Source organism: Pseudomonas fitomaticsae, assembly GCF_021018765.1.
Lineage (GTDB): Bacteria > Pseudomonadota > Gammaproteobacteria > Pseudomonadales > Pseudomonadaceae > Aquipseudomonas > Aquipseudomonas fitomaticsae.
The window spans coordinates 3,372,322-3,383,758 of sequence record NZ_CP075567.1; the positions used below are offsets into that span (position 1 = coordinate 3,372,322).

Annotated in this window: 10 protein-coding genes; 9 read left to right on the top strand and 1 reads right to left on the bottom strand. The window is 60.0% G+C overall.

Annotation, left to right across the window (positions count from 1 at the left end; translation table 11 throughout):
* Positions 1–4 precede the first annotated feature (4 nt).
* The gene (locus KJY40_RS15125) at positions 5–277 is read right to left on the bottom strand and encodes a DUF1652 domain-containing protein (protein WP_011334086.1); all 273 of its coding nucleotides are present in this window, start codon (positions 275–277) and stop codon (positions 5–7) included.
* A 264-nt stretch (positions 278–541) separates the two neighbouring features.
* On the opposite strand from KJY40_RS15125, the gene KJY40_RS15130 reads away from it, so the two are divergent.
* The 9 genes from KJY40_RS15130 (at position 542) to KJY40_RS15170 (ending at position 11,403) form a co-directional block, all read left to right on the top strand.
* Positions 542–1,357, top strand: a complete 816-nt coding sequence (locus KJY40_RS15130) for a helix-turn-helix domain-containing protein (RefSeq protein ID WP_230730889.1) — start codon at positions 542–544, stop codon at positions 1,355–1,357.
* A gap of 51 nt (positions 1,358–1,408) precedes the next feature.
* Positions 1,409–2,815, top strand: a complete 1,407-nt coding sequence (locus KJY40_RS15135; protein ID WP_230730890.1) for an NAD(P)/FAD-dependent oxidoreductase — start codon at positions 1,409–1,411, stop codon at positions 2,813–2,815.
* Between the two features lie 29 nt (positions 2,816–2,844).
* Positions 2,845–3,189 carry a cupin domain-containing protein gene (locus KJY40_RS15140; protein ID WP_102686193.1) on the top strand — a complete coding sequence of 115 codons (345 nt, stop codon included), beginning with the start codon at positions 2,845–2,847 and terminating at the stop codon, positions 3,187–3,189.
* A gap of 56 nt (positions 3,190–3,245) precedes the next feature.
* The gene (locus KJY40_RS15145; protein WP_230730891.1) at positions 3,246–4,331 is read left to right on the top strand and encodes a polyamine ABC transporter substrate-binding protein; all 1,086 of its coding nucleotides are present in this window, start codon (positions 3,246–3,248) and stop codon (positions 4,329–4,331) included.
* 387 nt (positions 4,332–4,718) lie between these two features.
* The gene (locus KJY40_RS15150; protein ID WP_230730892.1) at positions 4,719–6,185 is read left to right on the top strand and encodes a serralysin family metalloprotease; all 1,467 of its coding nucleotides are present in this window, start codon (positions 4,719–4,721) and stop codon (positions 6,183–6,185) included.
* A gap of 93 nt (positions 6,186–6,278) precedes the next feature.
* Complete coding sequence (locus KJY40_RS15155; RefSeq protein ID WP_230730894.1) at positions 6,279–6,707, top strand: AprI/Inh family metalloprotease inhibitor; 429 nt, start codon at positions 6,279–6,281, stop codon at positions 6,705–6,707.
* A 204-nt stretch (positions 6,708–6,911) separates the two neighbouring features.
* Complete coding sequence (locus KJY40_RS15160) at positions 6,912–8,687, top strand: type I secretion system permease/ATPase (RefSeq protein WP_230730895.1); 1,776 nt, start codon at positions 6,912–6,914, stop codon at positions 8,685–8,687.
* Complete coding sequence (locus tag KJY40_RS15165) at positions 8,684–10,033, top strand: HlyD family type I secretion periplasmic adaptor subunit (RefSeq protein WP_230730897.1); 1,350 nt, start codon at positions 8,684–8,686, stop codon at positions 10,031–10,033. Before KJY40_RS15160 ends, KJY40_RS15165 begins: the two co-directional genes overlap by 4 nt.
* A gap of 2 nt (positions 10,034–10,035) precedes the next feature.
* Complete coding sequence (locus KJY40_RS15170) at positions 10,036–11,403, top strand: TolC family outer membrane protein (protein WP_230730898.1); 1,368 nt, start codon at positions 10,036–10,038, stop codon at positions 11,401–11,403.
* Positions 11,404–11,437: the final 34 nt, after the last annotated feature.

The window sequence follows — 11,437 nt, forward strand, 5'->3', positions numbered from 1 at the left end:
CGAGTTACGCGTAACTCTTGAGAGATTCCGGAGGAATGAAGGCCTCCAGTTCGTCTTCGACGGCTTCGATTATTCGTTCCACATCCGCCGCGTTCATCACCGTGGCACAGGGGATGCCGGCGATGGCGATCAGGGTTTCGCCGCTGGCCCGATCGAACAGGCGCGCGACCAGACTGCCCGGCGCATCCATGGTCGCCTCGAAACCCATGGGATGAAAATGCCAGCGCATCAGCTGGCAGGCATTGGGAAACGTGACCTTGCTTGACCCTTTATTCATGTGTTGCCCGCCTTCTTCATCGAGCGCTTCCGTTTGCTCATGGTAGGTGGGAAGAGCCTTCATTGGCCCAACCGGTGATTGCCTTTAAAAGTAGCATCTGGATGTGAAATTCCTGTGAGAATTTTCAGTTCATTTAGCGATTGCAGGGATTTTTTTGATGTAAGTCACGGTCCACTCCCACCGTCGCCAAAGTGCCATCACGGGAGTGTTGTTGATGCAGCGCCAGAAGTTGGGCAAGCTCGGTTCTTTTTCCAAGAGTCCCTTATGCACGCCGATGATGACGGCCCGGAACAGACGCGGGCCACGGCCGAAACGGTCATGCGCTATCACCTGTGCTGGAAACACCGGGACCTGGATGGCGTGATGGCGCTGTATCACCCGAACATCCAGTACAACGATTTCTTCCAGAACCGCGTGCTTGGCCTCGACGAGTTGCGCGAGTACGTCCGGGTCAGCATGCCGCGCGAATCCGACGAAGCACTGGAGCATTGCGACCGCATCCGCATCGACGGCAACACCGCCTTCATTCAGTACGAAGTGACGTTGCGCGGCGGCAACGGGCTGGTGTCGTTTCGTTCCAGCGAAGCGATCACGGTCAAGGACGGGCAGATCTGGCGGGTCAACGAATATGCTTCGTTGGTGCGCGAGCAGGCCGACAGCCCGACGGCAACCCGCCAGCGCCCGGCGGTGAGTCGACTGGGTCTGTCGCCGCGCCAGCTGAGCTTCATGGCCGATGACTTGCAGCAGTATTTCCAGCGTCAGCAACCGTATCTCGACCCCGAGCTCGACCTGCAACGGGTGGCGAAGGAGTGCGGGTACAGCCGCAACCAGATTTCCTATTTGCTGAACCAGGTGCTGGGGCAAAGCTTCTACCGTTACGTCAATCAGGCGCGCCTGCAACATCTATTGCAGTCGCTGGACAACGCCACGCCGCCGCTGCGCATCGACGAACTGGCCTTCGCCGCCGGTTTCAATTCGCTGTCGGCTTTCTATAGCTGCTTTCGCCAGCACACCGGTCAGTCGCCCAAGGCCTACGTGAAGCAAATTTCTTTGCGGACACGCGCGCAAGACAATCCCTGAGTTCTGCCACTAGGATCGACGCCATCGAAACCTGGATTGGCGGAGTCTTGCATGCCGGCGTGGCGCACTATCAGTTTGTGGATGGATCAACTCGACGAGCCGCTGACCCCGCGCCCGTCGCTTGCGCAGGACCTGGATGTCGACGTGGCAATCATCGGCGCCGGTTACACCGGGCTGTGGACGGCGTACTACCTGAAACAGCAGGCGCCGAGCCTGAACATCGCCATCATCGAGGCGCAAACCGCCGGGTTCGGCGCGTCGGGCCGCAACGGCGGCTGGTTGATGGGCAATCTGCTGGGCGAAGATCGCCTGCTGGCGGGCGTGTCACCGCAACAGCGCCGCGCTTCTTACGATCTGTTGCACGGCATTCCGGATGAAGTGGCGAATGTCCTCGAACGCGAAGGCATCGACTGCGATTACCGCAAAGGCGGGGTGCTGTACTGCGCCGCGCGCTACCCCGAACAGGAAGTCAGTCTTCGCGACTACCTGAAAAAACTCCACGCTCAGGGCCTGACCGACGACGATTACCGCTGGCTCAGCCCGGAGCAACTGGCGCAGCAGCTGCGCATCGCCAAGCCTTACGGCGGCATCTTCGCCCCGCATGTGGCGACCATTCACCCGGCGAAACTGGTGCGCGGCCTGGCGCGAACCGTTGAAAGCATGGGGGTGAAGATCTACGAAAACAGCCCGGTGACCCATTGGCAGGCCGGCAGCCTTCGCACCGACAAGGCCAGTGTGCGCAGCCGCTGGATCGTCCCGGCCATCGAAGGCTATTCCGTCACGCTGCCACCGCTGGGCCGTTATCAATTACCGGTGCAGAGCCTGATCGTCGCCACCGAGCCGTTGTCCGCCGCGACCTGGGACGCGATCGGCCTCAGTCGGGGCCAGGCGTTCAGCGAATTCAGCCGTCAGGTCACTTACGGCCAGCGCAGCGCCGATAACCGATTGGTCTTCGGCGCCCGTGGCGGTTATCAGTTCGCCGGCAAGCTGCGCCACAACTTCGACCTGACCCGCGATGAAGTCGAGCTGCGCCGCTACCTGTTCGGTGAGCTGTTCCCGCAGCTGAAAAACGTCCAGATCACCCACGCCTGGGGTGGCAACCTCGGCATGTCCCGGCATTTCAAACCGCACATGCTCTGTGACCGGGCCAACGGCATCGCGCTGTCCGGCGGCTATGGCGGGGAGGGTGTCGGCGCTTCCAACTTGGGCGGACGGACGCTTGCGGATCTGATTCTCGAGCGCGACACCGAGCTGACGCATCAACCGTGGGTGCTGCCCGACGGCGGGATCCACGCGCTGCGGGCCTGGGAGCCGGAACCGTGCCGCTGGCTCGGCTACAACGCGATCATCAAAAGCTTTGTTCACGAAGACCAGACCCTGGCGAACCCGGCGACCGCGCCCTGGCGGCGCAAGCTCGCCAGTCAGGTGGCCGGGTTCATGGAAGGTTTCATGCACTAAACGTTGTTTACTACAAGACAGGTAACGCCATGAGCATCACCCAATTCAAGAACACCGCCACGTTGCAACTGGAGGAATCCAACCCGGTGGCCGTGCCGCTCGGCACGCCGGTGGCGATTGCCTCGACCACCAGCGTCGAACGCGACGACGGCGTCGAAACCGGCGTCTGGGAATGCACGCCCGGCCGCTGGCGGCGACAGATCACCGCTCAGGAGTTCTGCCATTTCATTTCCGGTCGCTGCACGTTCACCCCGGACGACGGCGGCGAAACCCTGCACATACAAGGTGGCGACGCACTGATGTTGCCGGCCAACACGCTCGGGATCTGGGACATCGAGGAAACCGTGCGCAAGACCTATGTCCTGATTTTCTGACGTTTTGATCCTTTTGATTGCCTGCCAACAACAATAGCCAATACAGGAATCGATCCATGATCCGAAAGACCCTCGCACTCGCACCCTTGATGCTCGCCGTTTCCCTCGCTCAGGCGGCGGATACGGTCAAGGTATACAACTGGTCCGACTACATCGCGCCGGACACCGCCAGGAACTTCGAAAAGGCCAGCGGCATCGGAGTCACCTATGACGTCTACGACAGCAACGAAACCCTCGACGGCAAGCTGATGACCGGCAAATCCGGTTACGACGTGGTGTTTCCGTCCAACCACTTCATGGCGCGGCAGATCGAGGGCGGGGCGCTGAAGAAGCTCGACAAGAGCCAGTTGCCGAACTGGAAGAACCTCAACCCCGTGTTGCTCAAAGCCCTGCAGACCAACGATCCGGGCAACGAACACGGCTTTCCGTACCTGTGGGGTAGCACCGGCATCGGCTACAACGTCGCCAAGGTCAAGGCCGTGCTGGGTGACAACGCGCCGGTGGACTCCTGGGATCTGATCTTCAAACCCGAATACATGGAAAAACTGCAGAAATGCGGCGTAGCGATCCTCGACAACGGCCCGGAACTGCTGCCGGCAGCGCTCAACTACCTGGGGTTGCCGCATCACAGCAAGAATCCCGAGGACTACAAGAAAGCTGAAGCGCTGCTGATGAAAGTGCGGCCGTATGTCAGCTACTTCCATTCTTCGAAGTACACCAGCGATCTGGCCAATGGCGACATTTGCGTGGCGGTCGGTTTCTCCGGCGACATCCTGCAAGCGGAAAACCGCGCCAAAGAAGCGAAGAACGGCGTCGACATCGGCTACGAGATTCCCAAGGAAGGCGCGGCGATCTGGTTCGACATGGTCGCCATGCCCGCCGACGCACCGGACGAGAAGGCCGGCTATGCGTTCATGAACTACCTGCTGCAGCCAGACGTGATGGCCGGCATCAGCAACTACGTGCACTACGCCAATGGTAACGAACAGGCCGACAGCCTGATCGACCCGGCGATCAAGAACGACACCAAGGTTTATCCGAGCCCGGAAATGATGGGCAAGCTGTTCGCACTGGAAGCGATGCCGCTGAACATCGACCGGATCCGCACGCGGGTGTGGAACAAGATTCGCACTGGCAGCTGAAGAAAAAAGGCGAGGGCGGTACGGCCCTCGCCTGAATATGTACTGTTGGATCAACTTGATATCAAACCACTGGCATTGCACTGATAAAGTGCAGCAAAGTGAGACGCTGCTAACAAAAAACAACTTACCGATATTTAATATTTAAATAAGAAAACGTCAGACAATTAGGCAAACTCACCACACTTACAAACTTCTTTCGGCGGCATGCGCTTTGTTTACGGGAGTTTCCCGGAACAGTTCAGTTTGATCTCAAAAAAACGCTAGACGTTAGATTTCAAATTGTGTCAGGTTTCTTACGCCTTCATTGGGCGAGTGATAGGACAATCTCGCCAGAGGTTGTCGCTATCGGACAAAAACTGTTCCATTGCTAAACAAGGAAGTGTGTTTATGTCGAAAGTAAAAGCTAACGCTATTGATACCGCCGAACAGGCTTTCCAGCTCGGCGCGGCGCCACAACCTCTGGCAGCGACCAGCACGGCGTTCAACCAGATCAATAGCTTCAGCCATCAATACGATCGTGGCGGCAACCTCACGGTCAATGGCAAACCCTCCTTTTCCGTCGATCAGGCCGCAACCCAGTTGCTGCGCGACGGCGCTGCCTACCAGGACAAGGATGGCAGCGGCAAGATCGAACTCACCTACACATTCCTGACTTCTGCATCGTCCAGCACGATGTACAAGCACGGGATCACCGGGTTCAGTCAGTTCAGTACCCAACAAAAGACCCAGGCCGTGCTCGCGATGCAATCCTGGGCCGATGTGGCCAATGTCACCTTCACCGAGAAAGCCTCGGGCGGTGACGGCCACATGACCTTCGGCAACTACAGCGGCGGCCAGGATGGCGCTGCAGCGTTCGCTTATCTGCCAGGCACCGGCGCCGGTTACGACGGCACTTCGTGGTACCTGATCAACAGTGGCTACACGCAAAACAAAAACCCGGATCTGAACAACTACGGTCGTCAGACCCTGACCCACGAAATCGGTCACACCCTCGGTCTGGCACATCCGGGCGACTACAACGCCGGCAACGGCAACCCGACCTACAACGACGCGACCTACGGGCAAGACACTCGCGGCTACAGCGTCATGAGCTACTGGAGCGAAAGCAATACCAGCCAGAACTTCAGCAAGGGCGGCGTGGAAGCCTATTCCTCCGGCCCGCTGATGGATGACATTGCAGCGATCCAGAAGCTCTACGGCGCCAATATGACCACCCGTACCGGTGACACCACCTACGGCTTCAACTCCAACGCCGGTCGCGATTTCCTCAGCGCCTCGTCGTCGGCCGACAAGCTGGTGTTCTCGGTGTGGGATGCGGGCGGCAAGGACACCTTCGACTTCTCGGGTTTCACCCAGAACCAGAAGATCAACCTCAATGAAGCCTCGTTCTCCGACGTTGGCGGCCTGGTGGGCAACGTGTCCATCGCCAAAGGTGTCACCATCGAGAACGCGATCGGCGGGTCGGGCAACGACCTGCTGATCGGCAACAGCGTGGCCAACGAGCTCAAGGGCGGTGCCGGCAACGACATCATCTGGGGCGCGGGCGGTGCCGACAAACTGTGGGGCGGTGCGGGATCGGACACCTTTGTGTTCGCGGCCAGCTCCGACTCCAAGCCGGGTGCAATCGATCAGATCCTCGATTTCGTCAGCGGTCTGGACAAAATCGACCTGACCGGTATCACCAAGGGCGCCGGCCTGCACTTCGTCAGCGCCTTTACCGGCGCGGCGGGTGATGCGGTTCTGACATCCTCGGGCGGCAACAGCCTGCTGTCGGTGGACTTCTCCGGGCACGGCGTGGCTGATTTCCAGGTCAGCACCGTTGGCCAGGCGGCTGTCAGCGACATCGTGGCGTGATGTAAACCGGGAAAGCGGCGCATAAAGCGCCGCTTTCTTCACTTGCATCGCCACGGCCGGTAAGCAAGGCTACGTGCCGGAGTGAAATTTCCTATGATCCAATTCGCTTTTACCCGTAAAGCGACGGCTTATCTGTTGCCGATGCTGATGATGATTTCTGGAGAAACAACCATGGCAAGCAGCCTGAGACTCGAAGACCCATCGGTATTTGCCGGGCCGTGGCAAGCGACCCTGAGCGCTCGCAGTGACAGCCCCGAAGCGCAAGCCATGCAAGACAAGCCTTCGAACACCTGCCAGCTCGACCTCGAAGCCAATCAGACCCTGGGCAAAGGCGCCGATTGCCTGAGCGCGTGGTTGCAGGAGAGTGCCATCGGCTGGTTTCCCGATCCGGACGGCCTGTCGATCACCGGCAAGGAAGGCTCAAGAATCCAGTTTTTCAGCCGACAACGTGATGGGCTTTATCTGAGCACTTTGAAGTCGGGTCTGGTGATTACACTCAAGCGTACTGCCCAGCAGCCTTGATGACCGGAACCGAGCGACAGTTTCAATATAAAGAGCCCCGTTACAGTTATAAGCAGCAGTGCAATAACACGGATGCCGGTTTTAATCGCCGAAGTTGTTATTGAAGTGTAAGCGAGTGCTGGCGGTGTATGTCCCGCACTTAATGCGGACAATTAATTGAAGTCTCGCCAAGCAGGGCGAGGAATATCATTTCAGGAATAATCAATGAAGATGGCGAAGGCCCCAGCCACCGCTCCCTTATTCAAGGCATTGGGTGACTATAAGAGCATTCTGATCAGCGTCGGATGCTTTACCGCACTGATTAACGTGCTGATGCTGGTGCCCTCCATTTATATGCTTCAGGTCTATGACCGGGTGCTGTCTTCGCAGAACGAAACCACCCTGGCGATGCTGTCGTTGATGGTCGTCGGTTTCTTTGCCTTCATTGGTCTGCTGGAAGTGGTGCGAAGTTTTATCGTGATCCGCATCGGCAGCCAGCTCGAGCGCCGGTTCAACCTGCGGGTCTATCAGGCGGCGTTCGAGCGCAACCTGTTCAAGGGCGAGGGCAACGCCGGGCAGTCGCTGGGCGACCTGACCCACATTCGCCAGTTCGTCACCGGGCCTGCGCTGTTCGCATTCTTCGATGCGCCGTGGTTTCCGGTCTATCTGTTCGTGATTTATCTGTTCAACGTCTGGCTCGGCGTGCTGGCCACGGCGGGTGCACTGCTGTTGATCGCGCTGGCGTGCCTGAACGAATACATGACCAAGAAACCGCTGGGTGAAGCCGCCGGTTACTCGCAGAAATCCAGCCAGTTGGCCACCAGCCATTTGCACAACGCTGAAACCATTCAAGCCATGGGCATGCTTGGCTCGCTGCGCAAACGCTGGTTCCAGGTGCATTCGCGGTTCCTCGGCCTGCAGAACCAGGCCAGCGACACTGGCGCGGTGATCAGCTCGCTAAGCAAAACCTTGCGCCTGTGCCTGCAATCGCTGGTGCTGGGCCTCGGCGCACTGTTGGTCATCAAGGGCGACATGACCGCCGGGATGATGATCGCCGGTTCCATCCTGATGGGCCGGGTGTTGAGCCCGATCGACCAGTTGATCGCCGTGTGGAAGCAGTGGAGCGGGGCGAAGCTGGCTTACCGCCGCCTCGATGCATTGCTGCAAGCCTTCCCGCCGAGCGATGACGCCATGGCCCTGCCGGCGCCGAAAGGCCAGATCACCTTCGAACAGGTCAGCGCCGGCCCTCCGGGGCAGCGTGCCGCGACCTTGCACATGGTCAACTTCAACCTGGCGGCCGGTGAAGTGCTGGGCGTGCTCGGTGCCTCCGGCTCCGGCAAGTCGACTCTGGCGCGAGTGCTGGTCGGCGTATGGCCGGCCCTCGGTGGCACGGTGCGCCTGGACGGCGCCGACATTCACCGCTGGAACCGCGATCAGCTCGGCCCGTACATCGGCTATCTGCCGCAGGACATCGAACTGTTCAGCGGCAGCATCGCCGAGAACATCGCCCGCTTCAGTGAAGCCGATCCGCAAAAGGTCGTGGCCGCCGCGCAACAGGCCGGGGTGCACGAACTGATCCTGCGCATGCCGCAAGGCTACGACACACAACTGGGCGAGGACGGCAGTGGTTTGTCCGGCGGCCAGAAACAGCGCGTGGCATTGGCCCGTGCGTTGTACGGCAACCCGAGCCTGGTGGTGCTGGACGAGCCGAACTCCAACCTCGACACCGTCGGCGAAGCCGCGTTGTCCAGCGCGATTGTGCAGCTCAAGGCCCAGGGCACCACCGTGGTGCTGGTGACGCACCGTTCTTCGGTGCTGGCCCAGGCCGACAAGTTGCTGGTACTCAACGACGGTCGTCTGCAAGCGTTCGGCCCGAGCCACGATGTGCTCAAGGCGCTTTCCGGCAACCTGCCCCAACAAAATGAAAAACCTGCACAGGCACCGGCCGGGCTCAGCATGAGCCGACAGTATCAGCCGACGACAAGGAATTCCGGTGTATGAGCAGCGCGAACATGAACACGCAAAACGAAGCGACGATGGAACACGCGTACATCACCGAACGCCCGGAGCGCGATGCAAAGTTTTTCGCCCGCATGGGCTGGATTCTGGCACTGGTCGGCGCCGGCAGTTTCTTCACCTGGGCGGCATTGGCGCCGCTGGATCAAGGCATTCCGGTACAAGGCACCGTGGTGGTGTCGGGCAAGCGCAAAGCCGTGCAGTCGATGAGCAGCGGCGTGGTCAGCCGGATTCTGGTGCGCGAGGGCGAGATCGTGAAACAGGGCCAGCCGCTGTTTCGCCTCGACCAGACCCAGGTCGCCGCCGACGTGCAGTCGTTGCAGGCGCAATACCGCATGGCCTGGGCCAGCCTCGCGCGCTGGGAGGCCGAGCGTGACAACCTCAAGCAAGTGACCTTTCCGGCGGAACTGAGCAATGACCCCGATCCGCGTCTGGCGCTGGTGCTGGAAGGCCAGCGGCAATTGTTCAGCAGCCGCCGCGAAGCGTTTTCCCGCGAACAGGCCGCCTTGCGCGCCAGTATCGAAGGCGCCACCGCGCAACTGGCGGGCATGCGCCGCGCCCGTACCGATCTCAATGCGCAAGCCGATTCGCTGCAACAGCAGTTGAGCAACCTGCAACCGCTGGCCGACAACGGCTACATCCCGCGTAACCGCTTGATGGAATACCAGCGTCAACTGTCGCAGGTGCAGCAGCAACTGGCCGAGAACACCGGCGAAAGTGGTCGCGTGGAGCAGGGCATTCTCGAATCCCGCCTGAAACTGCAACAGCACGGCGAGGAATACCAGAAGGAAGTCCGCAGCCAACTGGCCGAGGCGCAACTGAAAAGCGTCACGCTGTCGGAGCAACTGACCTCCGCCGGTTTCGACCTGCAGCACAGCGAAATCCTCGCCACCGCCGACGGCGTGGCGGTCAACCTCGGGGTGCACACCGAAGGCGCAGTGGTACGCCAGGGCGAAACCTTGCTGGAAATCGTCCCGCAAGGCACACGCCTGGAAGTCGAAGGGCACTTGCCGATCAACCTGATCGACAAGGTCGGTACGCACCTGCCGGTGGACATCCTGTTCACCGCCTTCAACCAGAGCAAGACCCCACGGGTTCCCGGCGAAGTCAGCCTGATTTCCGCCGACCAGATGGTCGACGAGAAAACCGGCGTGCCGTATTACGTGTTGCGCAGCAGCGTCAGCGACCAGGCCATGGAAAAACTCAACGGTCTGGTGATCAAACCGGGTATGCCGGCGGAAATGTTCGTGCGCACTGGCGAACGTTCACTCCTCAACTACCTGTTCAAGCCGTTGCTCGACCGCGCCGGTTCCGCGTTGACCGAAGAATAAGGATGTTCGGCTGTATGAATAAGCTTTCCATGCTGGCGGCAGCGTTCGCGCTGCTCGCGGGCAACAGTGCAGTGGCGGCCATGGGGCCGTTCGATATCTATGAACAGGCGTTGCGCAATGACCCGGTGTTCCTCGGAGCGATCAAGGAACGCGACGCCGGCCTTGAAAACCGCGCCATCGGCCGCGCCGGGCTGCTGCCGAAACTGGGTTACAACTACAACAAGGGGCGCAACTCGTCGAAGGCCACTTCACTCGACTCGCGGGCGCGAAACAACACGGATGAGCGTAACTACAACAGCTACGGCTCCAGCCTGACCCTGCAACAACCCTTGCTCGACTATGAAGCCTACGCGGCGTACCGCAAGGGCGTGGCGCAATCGCTGTTTGCCGACGAAAACTTTCGCGGCAAGAGCCAGGAATTGCTGGTGCGGGTGCTCGACAACTACACCAAGGCGCTGTTTGCCCAGGATCAGATCGACATCGCCCAGGCCAAGAAAAAAGCCTACGAACAGCAGTTCCAGCAGAACGAACACATGTTCAAACAGGGCGAAGGCACCCGCACCGACATCCTCGAAGCCGAGTCGCGTTATGAACTGGCGACCGCCGAGGAAATCGAGGCCCGCGATGAGCAGGACGCCGCATTACGGGAGCTGGGCGCACTGGTCGGCGTGCCCGCGATGGATATCAGTGATCTGGCACCGCTGGATCAGAACTTCCAGACGTTTGCCTTGATGCCGGCCAACTACGACACCTGGCACGAGCTGGCGATCAGCAACAATCCGAACCTGGCGTCCCAGCGTCAGGCGGTAGAAGTGGCGCGTTACGAAGTCGAGCGCAACCGCGCCGGGCACCTGCCGAAAGTCAGCGCCTACGCCACGATGCGCCAGAACGAATCGGAAAGCGGCAACACCTACAACCAGCGCTACGAAACCAACACCATCGGTTTCGAAGTCAGCGTGCCGTTGTACGCCGGTGGCGGCGTGTCGGCCTCGACCCGTCAGGCCAGCCGCAGCATGGAACAGGCCGAATACGAACTGGACGGCAAGACCCGTGAGACGCTGATCGAACTGCGTCGCCAGTTCAGCGCGTGCCTGTCCGGGGTCAGCAAACTACGCGCCTATCAAAAGGCCCTGGCGTCGGCCGAAGCGCTGGTGATCTCGACCAAGCAAAGCATTCTCGGTGGCGAGCGAACCAATCTCGACGCACTGAACGCCGAACAACAACTATTCACCACCCGCCGCGATCTGGCCCAGGCACGCTATGACTACCTCATGGCCTGGACCAAATTGCATTACTACGCGGGCACCTTGAGCGAGCAGGATCTGGCTCGGGTGGACGAAGCCTTCGGACAAGGCCCTCGGACGCAATAACACCGTAGCTTCCAGGCAAAAGCTACGACACAAA

Bases quoted from the DNA above. Each gene is read 5' to 3' on its own strand.
- KJY40_RS15125 (WP_011334086.1), bottom strand. From the start codon at position 277: ATGAATAAAGGGTCAAGCAAGGTCACGTTTCCCAATGCCTGCCAGCTG.
- KJY40_RS15130 (WP_230730889.1), top strand. From the start codon at position 542: ATGCACGCCGATGATGACGGCCCGGAACAGACGCGGGCCACGGCCGAA.
- KJY40_RS15135 (WP_230730890.1), top strand. From the start codon at position 1,409: ATGCCGGCGTGGCGCACTATCAGTTTGTGGATGGATCAACTCGACGAG.
- KJY40_RS15140 (WP_102686193.1), top strand. From the start codon at position 2,845: ATGAGCATCACCCAATTCAAGAACACCGCCACGTTGCAACTGGAGGAA.
- KJY40_RS15145 (WP_230730891.1), top strand. From the start codon at position 3,246: ATGATCCGAAAGACCCTCGCACTCGCACCCTTGATGCTCGCCGTTTCC.
- KJY40_RS15150 (WP_230730892.1), top strand. From the start codon at position 4,719: ATGTCGAAAGTAAAAGCTAACGCTATTGATACCGCCGAACAGGCTTTC.
- KJY40_RS15155 (WP_230730894.1), top strand. From the start codon at position 6,279: ATGATCCAATTCGCTTTTACCCGTAAAGCGACGGCTTATCTGTTGCCG.
- KJY40_RS15160 (WP_230730895.1), top strand. From the start codon at position 6,912: ATGAAGATGGCGAAGGCCCCAGCCACCGCTCCCTTATTCAAGGCATTG.
- KJY40_RS15165 (WP_230730897.1), top strand. From the start codon at position 8,684: ATGAGCAGCGCGAACATGAACACGCAAAACGAAGCGACGATGGAACAC.
- KJY40_RS15170 (WP_230730898.1), top strand. From the start codon at position 10,036: ATGTTCGGCTGTATGAATAAGCTTTCCATGCTGGCGGCAGCGTTCGCG.